This is a genomic window from Leptolyngbya sp. FACHB-8 (genome assembly GCF_014695575.1).
Taxonomy (GTDB): Bacteria; Cyanobacteriota; Cyanobacteriia; order Elainellales; family Elainellaceae; genus Vacuolonema.
The window spans coordinates 61,168-84,290 of record NZ_JACJOO010000059.1 but is presented as its reverse complement, the minus strand read 5'-3'; the positions used below and the strand labels follow the sequence as shown (position 1 = coordinate 84,290).

At 50.2% G+C, this 23,123-nt stretch carries 17 protein-coding genes; 7 read left to right on the top strand and 10 right to left on the bottom strand.

What is annotated here, in order from left to right:
- Positions 1-108: 108 nt before the first annotated feature.
- Positions 109-1,335, bottom strand: coding sequence for a diaminopropionate ammonia-lyase (locus H6F91_RS15190; protein ID WP_190772971.1), 1,227 nt, complete (start codon positions 1,333-1,335; stop codon positions 109-111).
- Between the two features lie 212 nt (positions 1,336-1,547).
- Between H6F91_RS15190 and dinB the strand changes: the two genes are divergently transcribed.
- Positions 1,548-2,669: a DNA polymerase IV gene (gene dinB / locus H6F91_RS15185; protein WP_190772970.1), complete on the top strand. Its 1,122-nt coding sequence runs from the start codon at positions 1,548-1,550 to the stop codon at positions 2,667-2,669.
- A gap of 113 nt (positions 2,670-2,782) precedes the next feature.
- On the opposite strand, the gene rarD is transcribed toward dinB, so the two are convergent.
- From rarD to H6F91_RS15170, 3 genes are all read right to left on the bottom strand, one after another.
- Complete coding sequence (gene rarD / locus H6F91_RS15180) at positions 2,783-3,679, bottom strand: EamA family transporter RarD (protein WP_190772969.1); 897 nt, start codon at positions 3,677-3,679, stop codon at positions 2,783-2,785.
- A 233-nt stretch (positions 3,680-3,912) separates the two neighbouring features.
- The gene (locus H6F91_RS15175) at positions 3,913-4,902 is read right to left on the bottom strand and encodes an NAD(P)/FAD-dependent oxidoreductase (protein ID WP_190772990.1); all 990 of its coding nucleotides are present in this window, start codon (positions 4,900-4,902) and stop codon (positions 3,913-3,915) included.
- A 183-nt stretch (positions 4,903-5,085) separates the two neighbouring features.
- Complete coding sequence (locus H6F91_RS15170) at positions 5,086-5,526, bottom strand: Fur family transcriptional regulator (RefSeq protein ID WP_190772968.1); 441 nt, start codon at positions 5,524-5,526, stop codon at positions 5,086-5,088.
- A gap of 199 nt (positions 5,527-5,725) precedes the next feature.
- Here H6F91_RS15170 and H6F91_RS15165 point away from each other — a divergent pair, with 199 nt between their 5' ends.
- Positions 5,726-6,298, top strand: coding sequence for a peroxiredoxin (locus H6F91_RS15165; protein WP_190772967.1), 573 nt, complete (start codon positions 5,726-5,728; stop codon positions 6,296-6,298).
- Between the two features lie 590 nt (positions 6,299-6,888).
- Complete coding sequence (locus H6F91_RS15160; RefSeq protein WP_190772966.1) at positions 6,889-7,419, top strand: gamma-glutamylcyclotransferase; 531 nt, start codon at positions 6,889-6,891, stop codon at positions 7,417-7,419.
- A gap of 362 nt (positions 7,420-7,781) precedes the next feature.
- Here H6F91_RS15160 and ftsH read toward each other — a convergent pair whose 3' ends face one another.
- Complete coding sequence (gene ftsH, locus H6F91_RS15155; RefSeq protein ID WP_190772965.1) at positions 7,782-9,743, bottom strand: ATP-dependent zinc metalloprotease FtsH; 1,962 nt, start codon at positions 9,741-9,743, stop codon at positions 7,782-7,784.
- A 508-nt stretch (positions 9,744-10,251) separates the two neighbouring features.
- Here ftsH and H6F91_RS15150 point away from each other — a divergent pair.
- Positions 10,252-10,800 carry an NADPH-dependent FMN reductase gene (locus H6F91_RS15150; RefSeq protein WP_190772964.1) on the top strand — a complete coding sequence of 183 codons (549 nt, stop codon included), beginning with the start codon at positions 10,252-10,254 and terminating at the stop codon, positions 10,798-10,800.
- Between the two features lie 981 nt (positions 10,801-11,781).
- Here the strand turns inward: H6F91_RS15150 and H6F91_RS15145 are convergent.
- From H6F91_RS15145 to H6F91_RS15135, 3 genes are all read right to left on the bottom strand, one after another.
- Positions 11,782-12,261 carry a hypothetical protein gene (locus tag H6F91_RS15145; RefSeq protein ID WP_190772963.1) on the bottom strand — a complete coding sequence of 160 codons (480 nt, stop codon included), beginning with the start codon at positions 12,259-12,261 and terminating at the stop codon, positions 11,782-11,784.
- Between the two features lie 147 nt (positions 12,262-12,408).
- The gene (locus H6F91_RS15140; protein ID WP_190789395.1) at positions 12,409-14,637 is read right to left on the bottom strand and encodes an AAA family ATPase; all 2,229 of its coding nucleotides are present in this window, start codon (positions 14,635-14,637) and stop codon (positions 12,409-12,411) included.
- Positions 14,638-14,829: 192 nt separating this feature from the next.
- Positions 14,830-16,020, bottom strand: coding sequence for a sensor histidine kinase (locus H6F91_RS15135; RefSeq protein ID WP_190772989.1), 1,191 nt, complete (start codon positions 16,018-16,020; stop codon positions 14,830-14,832).
- Between the two features lie 659 nt (positions 16,021-16,679).
- Between H6F91_RS15135 and H6F91_RS15130 the strand changes: the two genes are divergently transcribed.
- Entirely contained in the window at positions 16,680-17,099 is a 420-nt protein-coding gene (locus tag H6F91_RS15130) for a hypothetical protein (protein WP_190772961.1), read from the top strand.
- Between the two features lie 490 nt (positions 17,100-17,589).
- Here the strand turns inward: H6F91_RS15130 and H6F91_RS15125 are convergent, their stop codons facing one another.
- Complete coding sequence (locus tag H6F91_RS15125; protein WP_190772960.1) at positions 17,590-18,132, bottom strand: DUF2267 domain-containing protein; 543 nt, start codon at positions 18,130-18,132, stop codon at positions 17,590-17,592.
- A gap of 1,507 nt (positions 18,133-19,639) precedes the next feature.
- On the opposite strand from H6F91_RS15125, the gene H6F91_RS15120 reads away from it, so the two are divergent.
- Positions 19,640-20,479, top strand: a complete 840-nt coding sequence (locus tag H6F91_RS15120; RefSeq protein ID WP_190772959.1) for a pentapeptide repeat-containing protein — start codon at positions 19,640-19,642, stop codon at positions 20,477-20,479.
- Between the two features lie 610 nt (positions 20,480-21,089).
- Complete coding sequence (locus tag H6F91_RS15115; protein ID WP_190772958.1) at positions 21,090-22,631, top strand: SagB/ThcOx family dehydrogenase; 1,542 nt, start codon at positions 21,090-21,092, stop codon at positions 22,629-22,631.
- Between the two features lie 96 nt (positions 22,632-22,727).
- Here H6F91_RS15115 and H6F91_RS15110 read toward each other — a convergent pair whose 3' ends face one another.
- Positions 22,728-23,015 carry an MSMEG_0570 family nitrogen starvation response protein gene (locus H6F91_RS15110; RefSeq protein WP_190772957.1) on the bottom strand — a complete coding sequence of 96 codons (288 nt, stop codon included), beginning with the start codon at positions 23,013-23,015 and terminating at the stop codon, positions 22,728-22,730.
- Between the last annotated feature and the right edge of the window lie 108 nt (positions 23,016-23,123).

The following is a 23,123-nucleotide window of genomic DNA, read 5'->3' as shown; positions in this document are numbered from 1 at the left end:
CTGTACGTTATGGAAGGTGTAGCTGTTGGCCATATTGACAGTAACCGCTACTCTTGGCTGTACAGCAGACGATATTTTTATTTTAGATGGGGCGAATCCTGGGGTTTTCTACTGACATAATTCAGCCACTTGCGATGGAGTTTTGCCAACGATCTGAGCGTAGCTTTTCGGGTCCATCGCCCCTTCAGTACCGAAGAGGAGAACGCGAGAATCGGCTTCTAGCTGAATTTGCGATCGCAACCCTGACTGCTTAGCAATAGTCAATAACGCCGCCATTCCTGCCGCACCCGATTCTCCGGCGATGATAGGGCGATCGCCCCCCGTCCCCTGGGCTAGCACTCGCATGGTTGCCGCTGCTGCTGCATCGGGGATGGTAACAAAAAAATCCGCTCCTGCCCGCAAAATATCCCAGGCCAGTAGCGAGGCACGGCCTGCCGAAAGACAACCCATCAGCGTATCGAGACTACCTGAAACATCCACCAGTTGATCCTGCTGTGCAGTTTCGTAAAGGCAGGCCGAATTTTCAGGCTCCACCACAATAAAGATGGGGCGGCGATCGCCCAGGCACTCCCAGAGATGGGCGCAAATAGCTGCGGCTAATCCACCTACACCGGCCTGAACAAAAACGTGGGTTGGGCCAGCTTCGCTCCAGAGGGCCTGCCACTGCTGCAAGGCTTCCTCTGCCATGACGCTGTAGCCTTGCATGACATCGCAGGGAATTTCGGTGTAGCCAGGGTAGGAAGTATCTGCAATAAGCACCCAATTATTGGCAGCGGACTGGGCATCGGCCCAACGTACTGAACTATCGTAGTTACCGGGAATCCGCTCGACCCGTGCCCCAAATTGAGCGATCGCCTGCTCCCGCTCCTCACTGACCCCTTCGTGGATAAAAATGACGCAGGTGCATCCCGCTTGTTGCGCACCCCAGGCCACCGATCGCCCATGATTCCCATCCGTTGCCGTTGTCACCACCAAATCTGAAATTTGCTTGGCATAACGCCCCGAGCGCACATCCTCTAAAGAGATATCCGGATCACCTGTGGTCACCTGGAGGTACTGCGCCACCTGACGCATTACGGCATAGGCTCCCCCCAATGCCTTAAAACTCCCCATCCCAAACCGCGTTGCCTCATCTTTGTACCCAATCTGCGTTACCCCCAACGCCTGGCTGAGGCCCGGAAGCGATCGCAACGGTGTTGGCTCATATCCAGGCCACGAAGAGAGTTCACTCATAACGGCGGTTGCCCGCTCTCGATTCAAAATCTGCTTCAGCTCTGTATCGTAGTGCTGGCTACGGTGTGGATTCTTCCAAATCTGTATGGGTTGCCGCGTCATGGTGTTGAAGATAGCCGGATGAGGGGATGAGTTGGTGAGGAATTCGAGCTAGAAATATAGTACGTTTGTCTTTCAGGAATCAAGCCGACCGTTGTTCTTCCAAGAAACATCAATCTACACGCCCTTCTCTTTCTTGTCTTCCCCCTCTCGTCCTCGCTACACCCACGTTCTGGCTTTCTCTACTTTCCCTCATTCATCCACTCATTTACCCCATGACTATCCGCAAAATCATCCACGTCGATATGGATGCATTCTATGCGTCAGTGGAGCAGCGCGATCGCCCCGAACTGCGGGGTAAGCCTGTGGCGGTGGGTGGCCGCCCCGAGCAGCGAGGAGCCGTAGCGGCAGCCAGTTACGAGGCGCGTGCCTTTGGGGTGCATTCTGCAATGCCGTCTCGTACTGCCATTCAGAAGTGCCCTCACCTGATTTTTGTGAATCCGCGTTTTGATGTTTATCGTGAGGTCTCGCAGCAAATCCGCACGATTTTCTACCGCTATACCGATCTGGTAGAGCCGTTATCTTTAGATGAAGCCTATCTGGATGTGACAGAAAATAAGCAGGGAATGCCTTCAGCGACGTTGATTGCAGAAGAAATTCGGCAGGCCATTTATGAGGATTTGCACCTCACCGCGTCGGCAGGAATTTCCATCAACAAGTTTTTGGCGAAGATGGCTTCCGGGATGAATAAGCCAAATGGATTGACGCTGATTCGGCCAGATGAGGCAGAAGCCTTTGTAGAAACGCTACCCATCGCTCGCTTCTATGGTGTGGGGGAGGCAACAGCGGCAAAAATGCATCGGTTAGGCATCCAGACCGGAGCAGACTTAAAGCAATGGTCCGAGGATGCCTTGGTAGAGGCGTTTGGCAAAGTCGGCCACTTCTACTACCGCATCGCCCGAGGGCAGGACGATCGCCCAGTTAACCCCAACCGCATTCGTAAATCCATTGGAGTCGAAACGAGCTTCTTCAACGATTTGCGCGATCGCCCCTCGATTCTCGCCGCCCTCGAAAAAATTGCAGAAGAACTGAAGGAACGCCTGGATGCCAAGCAATCTTATGGCCGTACTCTCACCCTTAAGGTGAAATATGCTGATTACCACCAAATCACCCGCAGCCGTACCGTTACCGAAATCTTGCGCGACCTGCCGCTCATTCAACAATTGGCGGAGGAGTTGTTGGAGATGACAGAGGTCGAGCAAAAGGAAGTTCGCCTGTTGGGATTGACGGTGTCGAATTTGGTTGATGCTTCAGTGGAGAAGCGGAGCGGCCACTCCAATAATGAAACCTACATCCAACTCACCCTCAACTTTTATACTCATAGACATCTTTGTTAACCTCAGTTCGGGTTAAGGGCTTTTTCGAGTGCCGCGCAACGCGCGGTACTCGAAAAAGCTCATTATTGCGTGCGCGAAGCGCACGCAACAATGAGCTTTTAGCAAATTTGTTGTTATGAGGATGCTCCGCGCGATCGCCGCCAAGAATACGTCGAAAAAATTGCCAACGCTGCCCAGATTAGGCCAAACGACACCGCATGGGTACGAGTAAACGGCTCATGATACAAAAATACCCCCAATAGAAGTTGCAAGCTGGGGGCTATATATTGCATGAAACCCAGTGTTGCCAAAGGCAGACGATGGGCCGCATTGTTGAACCACAATAGCGGTAGGGATGTGACCAGACCACACCCGATAAATAGTAGACTCAGTGTCCAGTTAAAACCGAAGTGATTGTTGCCGGCGATCGCCCCCTGCCCCAGCAGTATTAGCGCAACCGGGGTAATGACCAGGGTTTCTACGGCAAGTCCTACCATCGGCTGTACTGGGGTAATCTTTCGCAGCAACCCATATACTGCAAAGGAAATTGCCAACCCCAGGGCAATCCAGGGTATCTTGCCCAGGTTCACAACAAAGTTGAGCACCCCCAGAAATGCCAGAAAAACGGCCAACCCCTGCCATCGGCTTAACCGTTCTCGCAGGAATACGCATCCCATCAACACACTAATCAGTGGATTGATGAAGTACCCCAGACTGGTTTCGACAACGTGGTTGGCATTAACAGCGTAGATATAAATGCCCCAATTTGTGGAAAGAATGATGGCTGTCGTTGTAAACGTGGCAATGTAACGGGGCGATCGCCACAACTTCTGTAATTCCTCCCAGCGTCCCTGTAGCGCCAGCACTCCCAGTAACAGTACCGACGACCAGACAATCCGATGGCAGAGGACTTCTAGGGCCGGAACTCCTCCAAAAAATTTCCAATAAATTGGCAATAAGCCCCAAGCACCATAAGCTAGCAGCGCAAAAAGCAGCCCCTGGGAAGCGGAGGAACGGGAAGAAGCAGTCATTGTAAGTAGCTCACCCACAGTAAAAGAATGCGCAGCCCGTAGCGTGGGAATGCGTCAAACCTTTACCAGGCTAGCAGGCACGACGAATATTGGGGCAATTCATCCATCAACGGAAAAGGTTGCTGCAGGTGTGAGATGGGTTGTGGAAGCGTGGTTGCACAATCCATCTCACACCTGCAGCAGGCCACAAAAAAGAGTGGGAGGTAAACTCCCACTCTCTTCAGCTTTACAGCTTAAGCGGCTGATTGTTTCGCAGGGGCTCGGCTTCCTTCCTGGCGGCGAATATCACGCCAGATTTGTGTGGCGGCGAGAGCTCCGTCAGCAGCGGCCACAATCACTTGGTTCAGCCCAACTTTGAGGTCCCCTACGGCAAAGATGCGTGGGTGAGAGGTGCGGTTCATCCCATCGGTGACGAGGTTGCCGCCTTTGTATTCCAGATCAATACCGTTCAAGTAATCAGCGTGATACTTCGAACCCATCGATACCAGGCCAGCATCCAGGGGAATTAGCGTCCCGTCCCGCAATTCCACACCGCTCATAATATGGTTCTCACCAACAAAGCGGTGCAAAGGGCGCTCCTCTAGCCTGTAGCCGTGAGTACGGAGGCGATCGCGGAACCCATCACTCACGTCAAAGGCTCCCCCCGTAAATAGGGTAATGTCTGAAGTAAACCAGCCCAGAGAAAAGGCGACCTCCAGGCTACCCTCGTTACGGCCAAACACGCCTACCCGTTGCCCCTGCATCTCATAGCCATCACAAATGAGACAAACATGCAGGTTATACCCGGCATAGTCATAGACATTTTGCATGTCCGTGAAGGTCGGCAGATTGTCAATAATGCCACTGGCCGCAATCAAATAGCGACTGCGTAACGTCACATAAGAGGGATTGTTTCGGCCAATGCGAACGCGTAGCGCAAAGGTTTCGCCCTCGTCAGTCGCCTCTTCTACAAAGGCATTCAAATAATCCCCATCTAGAGAGAGGTAGTGCGCTTTGCCCTGCTTCAACAAATCTCGGCCCGATGAATCTGGTGGCAATCCCAGGTAATTGTGCATCTCCTGCATCCAAAGCGACCGGGCCTTGCCTTTGTCAACAATCAGGGTAGAAAGTAAATAGCGCTGTAGGTAAATGCCAGCAGATAGACCCGCCGGCCCACCGCCTACAACCAGTACATCGTAAACCTGATCGGTGCGTTGTTCAGCCTGTTGTTTGGATAGTTGCATAGAAGCCTCCCGGCGAATGATGAGTGCTGGATGAGGTAGCAGAGTCGCAAAACTCCACTCACAAGGAACAGCCATGGGCTGTGGAAAGCTATATCGAAGGAAAGTCACGGGAACTAACAGTCTTGGTAAATGAGCATCTTGACTGTTCGTACAGTTAAGACGCTGAGCTCCACAAACGTAAGGTTAAGCGAATGCATTGATGGAAGCAGGTTCGCAGCGATCGCACACTCCCTGCACTGCAACCTCGTATTGTTCTGCCTTCAGACCCGGCCGTAGAGCCGACAAGTTAACCCCCTGGAAGACTTCCCAGGCAATGTCTTCAATCTCGCCGCAGCATCGGCAGCGGAAGTGATGGTGCGGATGAACGTTGGCGTCGTAGCGAGCGACTCCCTCCTCAAGCAGCACTTCTCGCACTAGCCCTACGTTCTGAAGCGCTTGTAGGGCAGTGTAAATGGTGGCCTGAGACGCAATGGGAACGTCCTGATTAATGTCTGTCAATAATTGCTCGGCGGTAGGATGGTCGCCTCGGCCGCACAGGTTGGCATACACCGCAAACCGCTGTGGCGTAACTCGTAGGCCCTTGGCTTTCAGCAATTCAATAATATGGCTCGACTGTTCGTTCATTCCCTTGGCCGTCCGAACTGATAAATCCTTTGCACGCTTATTTCACTAATCATAACACTTCCTTTATAGATATTGCTCTTGATTCTGAATAATTTGTTTCTTTAAGTCAGTATGACTATTGACTAATTCCTAAATCAGAATTATTCTTACTTCTAAGTCCAGTAACGAAACATTGAGAGACCTACCGAGGTAAAAAAATATGGCCGTTATCACCCGTGTACCCAGCGTTGTGTTCAAGACCCGAGTACGGGACGAGTCTATTCCTGGCCCCAACCCCTACCGCTGGCAAGATCTGACCACGGAAGAAATCTTTAGCGGCAAGAAGGTTGTTCTCTTCGCTCTGCCGGGTGCGTTCACTCCTACCTGCTCCTCCAGCCACTTGCCTCGCTACGAAGAACTGTACGAAGAGTTCCAAGCACATGGGGTTGACCAGATCATTTGTTTGTCAGTGAACGATGCTTTCGTGATGTTCCAGTGGGGCAAACAGCAAGGTGCTAAGAATGTATTCTTGCTGCCCGACGGAAACGGTGACTTCACCCGCAGGATGGGTATGCTGGTCGATAAGTCTAACCTGGGCTTTGGGATGCGCTCTTGGCGCTACTCTATGCTCGTCAACGACGGCAACATTGAGAAAATCTTCATTGAAGAAGAGTTCGGCGACAACTGCCCCGTTGATCCGTTCGAAGTTTCGGATGCTGACACCATGCTGGCTTACTTGAAAGGCGTTGAGTCTGCTGGAGTATCTGCTTCTCGTAAAGAGTTTGTTGGCTAATTAGTTTGCTTCGCTTTGAATAAACTCCAATTACCCACGGGTGATTGGAGATTTTGTGTTGGCAAGTGGAGCCAGTTGTTGAGGTTTGCTTTGTTAACCAGGACTTACGCATTCCTGTTAGGTGTGATGTGCGAAGTACACTACATGCAACAAGAACGCGTAAGTCCTATTACAGTGCTTTGCGCTTGAATCAAGCCACGGTTGTTTTGTAAGAGCCGTGCGGAGCGCTGCTCTTACAAAACAACCAGATTTTAAGCGTTGAAAAGCGCTGTTATGACGGCTTATTTGAGAAAATATAAATCTCCCCTGAACTACCGTAGATTATGCTCAACAATACATTCGAGTTAATCTCCAATTGGAGTTCTCTTATGGCGAGCCATAATCTTTACTCGGTGAGGCTTTGAGAATTTTGCCGGATGGCATGGCTCCTACCGTCCCTGTTCACAATGCTGATTCCTGTGAGGTTTTGCTGTCTGTTTTTATGAAGAATCTACGGTTAGGCTATCGGGATAGGTGACTTTTTGGAAAAGGTGGCATAGAATCTGAAGGTAACGGAGTGCAGTTGTCCAGTTGTTCATTGCACCCACCAAATGATGATGGAACTCATTTGCGATCGCCCCCGAACACCCACATACCCCTCTGAGCCAAGCTTCTATTACTTTGCCTATGGCTCCTGCATGTGCCCTGTGGATTTGAAGCGTACGGTTGGTGAGGCCACTCATCCCCATGTCATCGGTCATGCTACGTTGTCCGGTTACCGGCTGGGGTTTTATCGCCGCTCTGCGTTTCGCAACTGTGGTGTATTAGATATCGTGCCTGACCCGACGGCTCAAGTAGAAGGTGTTCTGTATCGCCTGCCCTGGCGCTTTAGCGAACCTCTTGATATTCGGGAGCAGGGTTACCACCATGAGTTCATCACGGTGCAATGCGGTGGCAAGCGATATAACAACGTTCGCACTTACACCGTGACGGAGAAATTGGGAGAGGAACACGCTCCCAATGATTGGTACTTTCAGGTCGTGATGCGAGGAGCGGTGACTTGCGGTTTGCCTGAGCAGTACTGCTGGAAGCTCTACCACCACATGACGGAACTGCAATTACAGGAATTGCGATCGGCTTAATATAACGTCTGCAAATCGTAAAGGCCTCTACACTAGTAGGCTGCGGCCTAAGTTCACAACCTATGTTTTGTGTGGGGTGCGAAGCACCCCACACAAAACATAGGTGATGGATTTCCGCCTCAGCGTACTAGTAGGCTACGGCATAAGTCCGTAACCTATTTGTCTGTGGGGGTGCTTCGCACCCCCACAGACAAATAGGTTATATATTTCCGCCTCAGCGTACTAGCCAAACAAATACCCGGTGTTTTTTAGAAACACCGGGTATTTGTTTGACTTCTCAGCTCATCAACGTGGCTCAGACCGCTGACCAGAAGTGGCAGTTCTCGAAGAATTGCCACTTCTAGTTTTTGCGTATCAGTCAATTAAGCCTTAGATAACAGCGTTTGCTGTTTCTCTGGCAGGGTTGTGTACTCCGACACGACTTTGCGGAAGGTGTCGCCATCCACGGTTTCCTGATCAATCAGCATGTCTACCAGCTTGTCGATCAAGGGGCGGTGGTTGCGAATGATCTGGCGGGCTTGCTGGTAGCAGCGCATCACAATCGATCGCACCTGTTGGTCAATCTTCGTGGCGATCTCCTCGGAGTACTCAGAGCGCACCATCAAGTCACGTCCCAGGAATACCTCACTATTTCCCGATTCCAGGGCGAAGGGACCCAGATCTGACATCCCATAGCGGGTAACCATGCGACGGGCGTAGTCAGCGACCGCTTGCAGGTCGCTGGAGGCCCCCTGAGTTACCTCATCATGGCCGAAGATTTCCTCCTCCGCAGCCCGACCACCCAGGAAGATGGTGATCAGATCTAGCAGACGGGCGCGGGTTTCCAGCCCAAAGTCACTGTCTTCACTGGGGAGGGGCTTAGCAAAGCCACCTACACCACCCGAGCGGGGAATAATCGTCACTTTATCGAGTGGATCGGTATGGGGCAGCAGCGTCATCAGCAGCGCGTGGCCAACTTCGTGATAAGCGGTGAGGCGCTTTTTCTTGCTGTCCATCAACGGGTTCATGGTCATACCGATGGTAACCCGGTCGATCGCATCGTCAATTTCCTGAGTGGCGATCGCATCCTTTCGCCGCCGCGCCGTCAGAATGGCCGCTTCGTTGAGCATATTTGCCAGATCAGCTCCCGAGAAACCAGGAGTACGACGGGCAATCACTTCCAGCGATACTTCCGGCTCCAACTTCTTATTGCGAGCATGAACTTGCAGAATGCCCAGCCGTCCTTTGTAGCTAGGCAGATCCACCATCACCTGCCGGTCAAACCGTCCAGGACGCAGCAAGGCCGAATCCAACACATCTGGTCGGTTTGTTGCCGCAATAATAATGATGCCGGTGTTGCCCTCAAACCCATCCATTTCTGTGAGGAGCTGGTTCAGGGTTTGTTCCCGCTCATCGTTGCCGCCGCCAATGCCGGTGCCCCGCTGACGGCCCACCGCATCAATTTCATCAATGAAAATGATGCAGGGAGCATTTTCCTTTGCTTTACGGAACAGGTCACGGACGCGAGAGGCTCCCACCCCAACAAACATTTCCACAAATTCAGAACCAGAAATGCTAAAGAAGGGAACAGCGGCTTCTCCGGCGATCGCCTTTGCCAACAGGGTTTTACCTGTCCCTGGAGGGCCAACCAGCAGCACGCCTTTCGGAATCTTGGCTCCGATGGCCGTAAACTTCTCAGGCTTTTTCAGGAAGGTCACGACTTCCTGTAATTCTTCCTTCGCTTCTTCGATACCTGCCACATCGTCGAACATTACCCCAGTTTTGGCTTCCATCTGAAAGCGAGCTCGGGATTTGCCGAAATTCATCGCTTGGCCAGAGGCGTTGGCTGAGCGACGCAGGATCATTAATAACCCCAGAATCAGCAGAAATGCAAGTAACGCGTGGCTCAACAACCACGCAACCGCTCCACTATCCGCCGAGGGTTGAGCATCAATCTCGACCCCATTTTTCCGGGCGACTTCAATAATCGGCTGATTATCGCTTTCGTTGGCGAACAACCGGACTTCCTCCGGTTGCTTGGCGTCAGCCCCCTTGAAGTGAACTTGGGCAACGCCGCGCACCTGATCCAGTTCGATCCGCTCGACCTGATCTTCTTGAATAGCTTCAATCAACCCGGTGTAGCCGAGGGGTTCTTTTTGGGTCGGTGTCTGACTCAAGGCTGGGGGGGCGATGAGAATACTTTGTAGAAGCAACCAGATGCCGGTTACAGCTCCTGAGGTCACGGCTGCTTTAGAGGGCGATCGCCGTTTGGACAGCGAATGGGTATGCCCCTGAGTGTCGTTACTCCGTTGAAAAACCCGTTCCTGCTTGTCAGACCTTGTCATAACGCAAATGAGCCTTCTTACTATCCAGCCGGAAATACTAGTTGATGGGTTTCTGCAATACAAACCCAAGATAAGTTCACGCTTGCCGTCAACACGATATGCCTAGTGTAACCTTACCCAATGGGCTATGGCAGGAAAGCAACTAGTGTCGCACTAATAGCGAATGAGCCAGCCCTATCGCTTTTATTAATAGGACTTTACTTCAAGAGTATTGGCTTCAAAACTAACGTTCGGAATAGAGACCTAAATCAGTTTCATTAGACATAGTCGTAATGAGTATGACTTAGTGGTATGATAAAGAGTACATACAACTTAAGAAAGACTTCGAATGCTCGATCTTTGTTGCTGACACTTGCCAAAGATGAGTCATTAACGAACCTTTCTCCGTGTTTTCTAGGCAGATCAGAGCTGATGAGCCGTGCTGAATCGTCATTTCATTGCGGGCTCTGCGGGATAAACTGCCCAGTTTGCAACGCGCATTTTGTTCTCCTAACTCTTGGGTTTTCTTATGGTCAAAATTATTGGCATCGGTGGTAGTTTACGTCCAGATTCTTACAGCCAACGGGCGCTACTCTTAGCGGCGGAGCGGGTTAAAGCTCTGGGAGCTGAAGTGGAAGTATTAGATTTACGGACGATGAATTTGCCTTTCTGTGACGGTGGCGATGATTACAGCGCCTACCCAGATGTGGCTCGCCTGCGACAGATCGTCAAAGCAGCAGATGGCTTAATTCTGGCGACACCGGAGTATCACGGCAGTGTCAGTGGGGTTCTGAAAAACGCTTTAGATCTCCTGAGCTTCGACGAGCTATCCAACAAGGTGACGGGGCTAATCAGTGTGCTGGGAGGCCAATCCAACAGTAATGCGCTGAATGATCTGCGGGTCATTATGCGGTGGGTTCATGGTTGGGTTATCCCTGAGCAGGTGGCGATCGGGCAGGCTTGGAAAGCATTTGACTCCGACGACAACCTGGTGGATGAGAAATTAGCAGAACGCTTGGATGCGTTTGCTAAAAGTCTGGTTGAGAGCACCCAGAAATTAAGAGGCGTTGCCGTCTAGGTTTTACTTAAGCCAGGAAAGGGATGTGGAAGACACCTACCTTCCTGGCTAGTCAACTGCAATCCCCTCTTGTGTTGTCACGATGCGACAGCACCAGAGGGGATTGCTATGTGTGTAATATCATGTCGGGTTAAATGCTTATGATAAGCATTTAACTTTACTTGCTATAAACAGGATTTGAGTAGAGAGATATTGCAGAGTTTTAAGAGTTGGGAATAAAAGTGCTCTGGTACAAAAACACCTAAAGAATTTTTGTCATGTCGGTAACGTTGCCAAAATGCCAATTTTTGTCGGATCAAACTGTTAAAGCTATAGCCGTAATAGGTATTAAAGAAGAGATTTATATTCCTTCATGTTAGAAGGGCTTGTTTCTGACTTTAGATAGATGTTTTCTATTAAGTAAGCTAACAGATCGTTTTGATAGGAACTCTAGTGATTGCATAGAGAAATATCTTTGTAGGTTCCCATTCTGTATAGCTTCTATAGAACCGCTTTGCCTTCATGAGTTTGTAAGTACTATTTAAAAAAGGCTCTGAATTCAAAGAATTCAGAGCCTTTGGTGATTTATGGAGGTCTCTAGAAATCGGCCTTTATGCTTTGGCCGATAGCTTCACCAGAGTTATTTATAGACCAGCATTTATATAGGGTTGCTGGCGGTTTTGATTCGATACTTATAAGATAGCACGGCCTATTTTCAGAACTTGCGGAAACTCACATTTTCTTTAGGGTTCGTTACTTCTATTTACAAAATAAGGGAAGGCACGATTGACAAAATTATCCTACTGTATTTGTGCTTATGAACAACAATCGGAAGGAGTATTTTTACTGAAATGTGTTTATCTTTTCTTTAAAGAAGCATTTAGGAATGCAAATTGAATAAAAGCCTGTTTTTTATGGAAGGAGTAGCTAAGCCACACCTCCTATAAAAAAGGCTTTTATTCTTTACGAGATGCTTCATATTCACGAGCATTTCAGCTGCTACTAACGAGATACTTGCCGTTGAATGCCCCACAGAACCGCAACGCTAACAGCTCCGCTTAATGCACCGAAGCCGAAGCGCGACCATCCGATGAGGATGCTGCTCACCCCGGCGATCGCCAGCACCATCCAGAACGATTGTGTCAATGTCAACATTCGCTCTAGCGCCTGATTCTGTTGTAGTAATTGCTGGGCCAGGTCACCTTTCTGCATGAGCGGTAGCGTTTCTTTAAGAGTGGGCTGGGCACTCTGATATTTTGCTAAATCTAACTGGTAATAAGTGCCCAGCTCGCTATCACGCATAGGGGCCACAGAGTGCAACCCAAATTGTTTGGCATGGGCGATCGCCTCCCGAATCTGCCGTTTGGTGGCGTAGGGCTGAAGCGCTTCAAACACTGATTCTCGGTAGACACCTGTGCGTCCCATGTCCAGAATTCTTTGGCTCAGCTCTAATGTGCTGAGGCGGCGTGAGAGGTCGGTCATAAGCGGTTAGAGAGCGATCGCCATAGTAATTCTGTACCCTATTATGCCGATTTTGACATCTTCTTTCAGCTTGCAGAAATGATCATGTTCTAGACATGTGGATGGAGTGAAAGGGGCACGAAGTGCCCCTTTCACTCCATCCACACATTAGCGGTCTGTTGAGTCAACATGAACTGTGATATAGGCGATCGCCCCCTTCCACCCTACGGTCTGGTTTTGTAGCGATCGCACAAAGGCCTGCTGTACCGTCGTAATTTCCTCATTCGAAAGCGCTTTGGACAGATAATCACAATAGCTTGGGCGTCCTTGCCCCGGTTGAAACCAGCGATCGAGGAGTTCTGAGGTGATACGAAGGTCAGTGGGGCGGATGTCAAGTTGAATGTCGGCTGTGGCGTTGAGGGTTTCAAAGAGCGATCGCCAATCCGCCACATCCCAATGCAAAGTTCCGGCGTTGCCCTGGGTGTAAATGACCTCTTCGGCTTTAACCAGGCGTTTGTGTAATGTGGCTTTTAAGACTTTCGGTCCTAGCAGGTCATACAGACGTTGACCGAGACGCGGCACGGGTTCCGCCAGAATCAGGGAGCCATCCGGTTGCAGGCGTTGAAGGAGGGATTGGGCGATTTCCTCCCGCTCTTGCTCGGCTGACAGGATGTTGCGTCCGAGGATGGCATCAAATTTTAGAGTGGGTGCTTGCTGATCAAGAATTGTCGCTAAATCCAGTAAGGAACTTTCTAAAACGATGGGACGGTTCAGTTCGGGGAGCATACCGGCCTGCTCTTGGAGGGCGATCGCGTCGGTTTGCTGCTGGACCTGAGCGTATACAGAGCCTTCGGGTACTTGCCGCACCGCCTCCCAGGTGAGGAGGCCGCTACTCGCATTTAAGGTCAGAAGAACATGGTGACGTTGAGGTTGTGCCAGGGTGAAGAGGCGATCGCGCACGTCTGCCAGGCGCTCTCCAGTCTGGTCGAGGGTGCGTTGGAGCCAGCGATCGCGCCCTCGATCGGTGGGGCTGAAAGTGATCACTTCGGGTAAGGCACTACTGCCATCAACGAGAGCGGCCAGTTGTGCTTCTCGCCGCCGTGCCACCTGAATGCGAATTTCATCCTCATAGCCCTGATTGGAGGGCTGATAAAAGACCTGGCCCTGCAAGCTGCCAGGGAGATATTGTTGCTCGACCCAATGATCGCGGTAGGCATGAGGATACAGGTAGCCCTGTCCGTGGCCAAAGCTATGCTTATCCCGGTTGGCATCCCGCAGATGTAGAGGCACATCGTCTTCCCGCTCCTGCTCAACCGCTGCCAGAGCATCGAAAAAGCCCATGACGCTGTTGGATTTGGGACAAGTTGCCAGGTAAAGCGCGGCTTGTGCCAGAGGATAACGTCCCTCAGGCATTCCCACCCGATCAAACGTCTGAGCGCAGGCATTAACGACCACGACTGCGTTGGGGTCAGCTAAACCAACATCCTCTCCCGCCAAAATCAGCATGCGCCGGAAGATGAAGCGTGGATCTTCCCCGGCATAGACCATGCGGGCCAGCCAGTATAATGCAGCATCAGGGTCAGATCCGCGCAGGCTTTTGATGAAAGCGCTGATCGTGTCGAAGTGGGCGTCGCCCTCCTTGTCATAGAGAACGGCCCGTTGCTGAATGGATTCTTCCGCAACGGCGAGGGGAATGGCAACAATACCTTCGGCGTTAGGGGGAGTGGTTTCGACCGCTAATTCCAGCGCATTCAGCAGGGCACGGGCGTCGCCATTGGCAATGTTAATCAAGTGCGCTTGTGCATCAAGGGCAATCTGCACCTTTAGCTGACCGTAGCCCCGTTCACGATCCTGTAAAGCCTGGTGCAAAACCTTTTCCAGGTCGCGATCGCCCAAGGGCTTCAATTGAAAGATGCGCGATCGACTCACCAGAGCTTTATTGACTTCAAAGTACGGATTTTCTGTCGTTGCGCCAATCAGAATAACCGTGCCATTTTCTACCCAGGGTAATAGAGCATCCTGCTGAGCTTTATTAAAGCGGTGCACTTCATCAACGAAAAGGATGGTGCGCTGGTCGTACATCCCGCGCTTTTCCTGGGCAGTGGCGATCGCCTCCCGAATCTCCTTTACCCCCGCCAATACTGCGTTGATGGAAATAAAGTGTGCCCGTGTGGTGTTGGCAATTACCATTGCCAGGGTTGTCTTACCTGTTCCCGGCGGCCCATAGAAAATTAGCGAAGAAATCTGATCGGCTTGAATGGCCCGACGCAGGAGCCGTCCTTCCCCCAAGATGTGATCTTGCCCAATGTACTCATCCAGCACTCGCGGCCGCATTCGCGCGGCTAAGGGCGCTTCTGTCTGGGTTACATGCTGGCGATGCTGCTCAAAAAGCTCCATAAGGGTATGGATAGAACGGGTCTTTCCCCTACTGTAGCGGTATGTAGGAACCCTAAAGGCTTAAAATCCTGGAGAAGGGAATGCGAGCTTAGCTCGCACCCCCTTTGTATGAGAGAAGGCCCAGAAGGGTGTGGCGCTTGCGAAACAGGTGCCACACCCTTCTGGGTTTTATGCTTAATCATGATTACCTACCTACAATCCCGAATTCTGCTGAATAGGGAAGACAACCGTAAAACTTGAGCCCTCACCGGTCTGGGACGATACGAGAATTTTGCCCTGCAATAACTCGACCAACTGCGCCACAACTGCCAGCCCTAAACCTGTTCCCTGATCTTGTACAGAGGCAGGGATGTCACCCACGCGAAAATAGGGTTCAAAGATGTGTTTTTGGTCATCCTGGGTCATGCCGATGCCGCTATCCGTAACCGTAATTGACCAACAGTCATCTTCTAGGGTTTCGCCAGAAACGGTAACGTATCCTTTTTCGGTGTAACGTATCGCATTACTGAGCAAGTTTGTGAGGATCTGCTGTAGGCGTAAGGGATCGGTTTGAATGGCTTGAGGGATGCGATCGCAATCCACCTTTAACTCCAAACCTTTATTGCGAACTAATGGCTCAACAATTTCTAGGACGGCTTGAATTAAATCTGACGGGTTGATCGAAGCGATCTTGAGCTTGATTTGTCCGGCGTTCTGTTGCAGTTGTAGGGTGTCATTAATCAGTCGTAGCAGTAATCGACCACTGCGCAATACCCGCTCAATGCTTTCTAAATGAGCATAGGAATCTTTGGGATGAGGGTTTTGCTGTTGACGCAGAAACAAATCGGCATACCCGATGATGGATGTCAGCGGAGTTTTGAGTTCATGGGCCAGCTTCGACATATTGTCTTGACTGGCGCGTACCAAACGCGTGAGTTCCTGGTTCGTTAACTGTAGCTGTGTTTTGAGTTTTTCTAAATTTTCAATACGACCCTGGGTGTAGCTGTCAAAGCAACGGGCGATCGCTTCATCAACCACCGTGTCAATTAATCGAATGGCCCACAGCACTTCCTTGGGAGATGCCTTAATTAAGTCGTCTTCCAATTCTGAGAAAATGACAGAACGCAACAGTCGGTATTCCCGCGCAATTTCTGCGGGCTCGAATCCCTGCTGAGCTCGGATAACGCCATGTTCTAAGCTGGCCTCATCAATGACTCGAAAATCTTCTAACTTGCCTTCGGCGAGTAGGCTAGCGAGCGACTCCAAAACCCTTGGCAGGCTATCGCGCACCGCGTTAAACGTTAGTTCTTTGGTCGCTTCGATGTCTTGATCCTCGAAAACTGACCTGGTCCACCGTTCAACAATCGTGTCACGCTTTTGATTCAGAATTGTGCTGAAATCCATGCTCATGAGTGTAGGAAACAGGCAGGCTTTTCGTTTGGTGAAAGTATTACGCTATCGCCTGAAGAGGGGCGAGCGCATCTAGTAAAAGGCAGAGGGCCAGTAATATGAGCTCTGGTTGAAGAACCATACTGTGCAATCGTGCGGCGCATTGCACCATGCCACTCTCTCGTACCTCATTGGATCAGAAAACGCTGTATTGAGTCCAATACTCTGAACAGTTTTTCCTGAAACCCTTGATTTTGCGTGCGCTTCGCGCACGCAAAATCAAGGGTTTCAGGAAAACTGTCCGAACTTAAGTAACCTCAATTCGGGATAAGCTCAGGAGCCCATTTTGTCGTGCGCTATGCACACGACAAAATGGGCTTTTTCGAGGGGCGCGCCTTGCGCGCCCCTCGAAAAAGCCCTTAACCCAAACTGAGGTTAAGTAGATAGTTTGTGTGAAGGCCATAACACGCGGAAACCGTGTCAATCCATATCAAAAATTCTTTAATCGAACCATGAGAAAAGATATGAGAGAAGGCAATAAAGGCTGTTGCACATTTTGAAATGCGATCGCACCTCTCTCCCGGCAATGGCAGACTAAGTTCGCCGATTTGCATAACTGAGCAAGCTCTGAACGTTTGGCATTCAGCCTGCTCCCTTTATTGGAGGACTCCTTTATGCCGCGATCGATCTACATGATTGGGATGGGGTTGATGCTGACATTAGCTTACTCCTCCTGGGTCATACTGGGTCAAAACATACCCTTTGGGCAACAGGCTCCTGGTGATAAGGCTGCACCTTCGTTGCGCTCCTTCCAATCAACACAAGAGCTTGGTCGAAACCAACTACCCACCATGATTCGGGTAGAAGATGGTGATACGGTTGTGGTGAGCGATCGCCAACAATCCCTAACGGTGAATCTGGCCTGTGTGGATGCGCCCGAGTTAGGGCAACCAGGTGGGGAAGCAGCACGCGATCGCCTACAAACACTACTGCCATTAGGACAAGCCATACAAATGCGAATGTTGGAGGGCGATCGCTCCACAGGTCCTGCCGCGAGCTGTTTCTGGGGCTTGAACCCGTCGGGGCCCTGCTAGTACACGCTGGAGTTGCTAGCGTCACACCTGAGCTGGCTGAAGATTGTTACGACACCCAAAGCCGCTATTAAGACGTTCTTGTAAATAGGGCTTACACAAGCTCGCTATATCTAACGCATTCTTGTTGTGTATGGTGTGCTTTGCACGTCATACACAACAAGAATGTAGAAGAGCTATTCAAAATTACCTGGAAAGGTCGTCTCTCCCGTACATGCAGCATGTGCTACAACAACCTTAGGAGATTTCTGAGAAACAATATCCCCATTATTTGGAAAAAAGGCGCGGCTTCGCCGCGCCTTTTTCCCAAATAATGGGGAAGTTCTTATCTGGAAATTTCCTTAAAGCAACCCTTGATACTCGACAGGTTAAGCGTTTCTAGGTTTGAAGGTGGAGAGTGTGACGTACCCTCCACCTTCAAACCTAGCTTAGTTTCCTATGAGTGCCGCATTTTGTGCGGCACTCATGGCATCTTTGCAAAGAATGCGAGAAATTAGGCCTGCTGCCAGAGTTCAAGCACTTTGCCAGGCAGGAAGCTTGCAACCTCTTGAACCCGCTCCTGGGAAAGCTCATCCTTCGTCGCCGAGAACACTGCCTTAACCACTTGCTCAACTTCAACCTGAGGAGGTAATCCTGCTTCCTGTTTAATCCGGAACAGGAAAGTCGTATCCCGGATGTGCAGGGCAGGGCGAATGCGGCTGAGGAAGTGAACGATAGGATTGGTATCTTCCCACAGATCCTCTACCTCAGTGGCCAATGGAGTGGCCGTGTAAAGAGTTTTGTCCTTGTCGTTTTCTTGCAAGGGAGAATGCAGTTCCTCTGCAACGTGCTCAACCGCCTCGTTGGTCATCATGTCGCGCATCGTGCGGAACACAACTTCGGTAATATCGCGGGCATCGTACAGATCGGCCAGTCCACCCTGAACCATTACCTTTTCCAGAAAAGATCGATGCTCTTCGGAAGGAAAAGCACGAGAATCTTCAACCTCGGTTGGATCGATTTCTGGAAGAGTATTGTTATAAACCTGATCTGGCATATTTCTTTCTCCCATGCGTTCTACATAAATGGCACGTTGGCTAAACCATTCTTTCGCTCCCAAAGACTCTGAAAGCTAAATGATGAGCTAATTGTGCTGTCAACACAATGCCTGAGTTGAAAAGATTCAACACCAATCTGAGGTTTGAGTTTGCCGCAACCAAAAGTCATAAACCGATGGACGGTGCTACTCAGTCGTTTATGAGATGCTTCTTGAGAAGCGGATCGAATGGACTCACCTGGCGGCTCAGGAAGCCATTGAGATTTTTATATACAAACGACTACATCAGGCGAGTAGGTACAATCAAACATAAACCTGGAATGTTGTATTACCTAAGAAGTTGATGGCACGACGCTCTGGGCTTTATGTTTAATAAAGTCGAATTACTGACAGGAAGTAATGATTATGTGTATATATTTTCAGATATGCAATCATTACTTTGGTAAATTTGCCGACATTGCCCAACAGAATTAGATTTCCAAGTCTTGAAGAATTCCGAGAACTGAACACTTAGGAGGTTTCTGCATAAGAATTTACCCAGAATGTTGGTGCTTTGCTCGCGAAGCGGGCAAAGCACCAACATTCTGGGGGTAATTTCATTACTGGAAATCTCCTTAGGTTTTCCTTATGTAGCCATATTTTGCATATTTCTAAAGCTAAAGCCCAAAAAAATGATTTTTCTGTTTCAAAGCAGCTGACAAATCATCCTTTTGGGTTTTGGTGCTGGATTCTAAGTATCATTAGCTCGGGCAGTTTTTTGAAACCCTTGATTTTGTGTGCGCGAAGCGCACGCAAAATCAAGGGTTTCAAAAAACTGCCCAGAGTATTGAAGTATGGAAGTCCGAAAGTTTTCTTTAAAGGGCGGACTGGAGGTGAAAAAATCTACCTTTCAAGAAGCATTTAACATTTAACAAGTTATATAAAAACGGTGTATATCTTGTCTACCCATCAGTTCGACTCCAGCAATTCTCATTTTGAAATTAGGCCCGAAAACCGCGCGCATTTGGCGCGCGGTTTTCGGGCATCAAAGCCAAGAGTTCACGCCCGTAGGGCGTGAACTCTTGGCTTTGATGCCCATACTGAGAATTGCTGGTTCGACTCAACTAAGGTGATTTCTGGAAAAGAACTTCCCCAAAAGATGGGGATATTCTTTCTCGGAAATCTCTTAAGCATAAGAACTGCCTACTCTTTTGAAGAACAGGACTCATATTTTGTCTCTATCTGGTAACGGCACAATGTAATGCCAAGTGGGGTTAAGTAGCAGACGTAGAATGAAGTCCTATACCCAATTAATCAGAGGCATAGGTTCTGGTTTTGGTGTAGTTGTAAGATGAGCCCCGCTTTTTCTTTAAAACATAAGCGATTATAATCAAAGGCCCCTTTCTAACTTTTTTCAGAGAATAGGTAATTTTACTAGGCTCTGTGCCCCAGATTACGGTTTGGGGGATTTGTCCAGGATATGGGGAATTCTAAAAGAATACGGAATGCATAATCCAGCCATAACATTATGGATGTACAGGAGTTACTGAGTCACTATTCCACAGGTATTCGAGACTTTCGTGAGGTGAGCTTCATTGGAGCTGATCTGAGTGGGAGAGACTTGCGGGACGTCAATTTACGCCGAGTGAATCTGAGCCGCGCAAACTTGCGAGGGGCCAATTTGGTCATGGCCAACCTGCGAGAGGCCAATTTAACGGGGGTAGATCTCCGGGGGGCTATGCTTTCCCAGGCCAACCTGATTGGTGCAGAGCTACATCACGCTAACCTCAGCGAAGCAGATTTGACTGAAACTGGGCTGCGGGGAGCTAAATTAATCAGTGCAACTCTGACCCAGGCGCTCTTGAAAGGGGCAAACATGGCAGAAGCTACCCTCGATCGGGCAGACTTGACGGGAGCTAATTTGAGTGAAGCTTGCCTCAATCGTACCAAATTCATCGGAGCGAATTTAACAGGTGCATCCCTGGAGAATGCTAACCTTTCCAATGCCCTGCTCAACGAGGCAATCCTGGCCTCTGCTAATTTGAGCAATGCCATCTTGCATGGTGCCAGCCTGGAGGAAGCCGACCTGCGAGAGGCTGATTTGAGTCGAGCTCGATTGACCAGTGCCAGCCTGATTAACGTCGACCTGAGCTATGCCAGTGCGCGGGATGCCAATTTTAGCTGGGCATCGTTACGAGGAGCCACTCTCCGGAAAACGAACTTTTATCGGGCACGGTTGAATTGGGCCAACTTGAGTGAAACAGATATGACAGAGGCCTTGTTGCTGAGCGCCCGGATTAATGGAGCCAATTTCCAAAACGCCAATCTTATGGGAGCCTTGATGCCGGATGGCATCGCTCACGAGTAATCTTACGTTAGGGTTTGCAAAAAATTGTGCGTGGCACAAAACACCACTTGCAAGATTGAAACTGGGCTCCCTTGCTACCGCTACAAAGGCAGAAAGGGAGCCTGATTTTTAATACAAGACTATGGTTAACCTGAGTTCGGTTTAAGGGCGTTTTCGAGTGCCGCGCCTTGCACGGCACTCGAAAACGCTCATTTTGGCGTGCGCAAAGCGCACGCCAAAATGAGCACTTCAGCTTATCCCGAACTGAGGTTATGGTTACGTAGCGCTTCTCGCTTTGGTGTATCTAGCATTTTCCGCTCTAAGGTTTGTTCTAAAGGTTGTTTTTTCGTGTGCTTCGCTTACGAAAAACAACCTTTAAGGCATGCCTGAGGCCCGAGAGGGCTGTGGGACGCTATCCCGTATTCCTCTCTCGCACCTCCCTATAGCGCTATGCGTGTTAAGTACGGTAGTGTGGGGCACTTTGTGCCCCACACTACCGTACTTAACGCACTTGTGTACTGCTATAGATTGGAGAAATATAAAAGAAGCTTATCAATAAAAAACGCACAGTACCCCAATTTTGAGTTAGGAATGTCAAGATTGGTAGAGAGAAGCAGCCTTTTGAGTGGCTATGCCTAACCATCCCGGCTCCCTTGCGCAACATTACCACGAGCGTACCAAGTACGCCCCTGATACGGTCGCTAATCATCCCCAACCTGATTGGAACCGACAGCCTATTCCCTTCAAGGAATACAAACTAGGCCCAACTTACGACTTGCGGCCCTACTTGACGACAACCGACGAGGATGATCGCCTTTGGCGGCGGCTCTCTCGGGTACTCTTCCACACCTATGGACTAACTTACAAAACCACGTTAATGAGTGGTGAGGCCGTTTATTTGAGGGCTGCACCGTCTGCTGGGGGCCTGTATCCGGCTGAAATTTATCTCATTTCGCGGGGAACTCCAGACCTGCCCCCCGGACTGTATCACTACCAACCCAAAACTCACTCACTCATCCACTTCTGGGAAGATCGAGTGTGGATGTCTCTTCAGGAAGCGTGTTTCTGGCATCCCTCGCTAGAAAACACGCAGATGGCGTTGATCACTACAGCTATTTTTGCCCGTTCAGCCTGGCGCTATTTCGACCGAGCTTACCGCCGCATCTGCCTCGATAGTGGGCATCTGTTAGGTAATCTTGAGCTGGCTTGTGCTGTGCATGACTACCGTCCTCACCTGATGGGTGGTTTTGTCGATCAAGCTGTGAATCAGTTGTTGTATTTGGAACCGGGTGTGGAGGGAGCGATCGCCGTCATTCCCCTAGCTGACCTGTTGGAGGTGAATCAAAACCTTTCCCCTGCCAAAACTGCATTACCCTCCCCCAAAGAGACGGATTTCCCCGAAATTCCTGATGGGCAGCTCCTGGCTCGCCTGCACCACAGCAGCCAGATTCCTCCAGACGCTGAATTGGTCATCGAAAAACCAGTACCGCTTCCTGTCCCCAGGTCTACGGAGCCTCCAGAACCGGTTCAAGACAAATATAATTTTCCCTTCTGTTTGAAGGTGTCTACGGTCTGTATGCCCATTGAATGGGGGGAAAATCTGACGGGGCTGGAGCAAACGATAATCAAGCGTCGCTCAACCCGCGCCTATACTGGGCAAAATTTAACCCTTAACGAGTTACGCCAATTGCTCGATTTCACCTACCAGCCCGAAAACTCCATAGAGCAAGGGTTAGACCGCGCCCCCGATTACTTTGACCTCAGCCTGATTGAAACCTTCATTGCTATCTCCGGAGTGGATGGTTTGGAGGAAGGCTGCTATTACTACGCTCCTAGAGCGCAGGAGTTGCGCCAGATCCGCTTTAAGAATTTTCGGCGAGAGCTGCATCGGCTTTGTCTGGGGCAGGATCTAGGTCGCGATGCTGCTGCCGTGGTGTTCCATACTGCAGATTTGGCAAAGGCAGTGGAGGTGTATGGCGATCGCGCCTACCGCTATCTCCACCTGGATGCCGGTCATCTAGGCCAGCGCCTTAACCTGGCGGCTATTCGCCTGAATCTTGGGGTGAGTGGGATCGCGGGCTTCTTTGATGACCAGGTCAACGAGGTATTGGGCATCCCGGCTGATGAAGCCGTTATTTATATCACGACCTTAGGCCGACCCAGGCAAGTTTGAGGGGGCATTTAGACCTGTGGATAAGGTGAAAGGGGCAGTTCGTGCCCCTTTCACCTTATCCACAGGTCTAGAACAGTATTCGTCTGAAGCCTCGGGCTATTCAAGAAATTCCAGGACGTTGACTTTGGGAGATTCGAGGGCCTGGTATTTGGCAGCGCGGGTTTCGATCTGGCGGAGTTGCCCCAGGGCGAGCCCGCAAGGACTCCCATATTTTGCTCGAACGCGATCGCTCGCAATGTTTAAAGCGGTGCGCGATCGCTCCACGAAATCAACCAGGTCATATAGGGTACCGGGTTCAAAGTAGTCCTTAATGACCAGGGATGGCGAATAGCAGGTTTCCTGGGTGCCGTCGGGCCATTGGATTTGGAAGTGCATTTCGGGCATAGTTTTTGTAAGAAATGGATAGGGGATGAGTTAATAGGGAGATGGGCTTGGTAGTAGACAGAGTTACTCTGTCGGTTTCCCTGCCCTCGGTTCTAGAGCGTGCTGGAA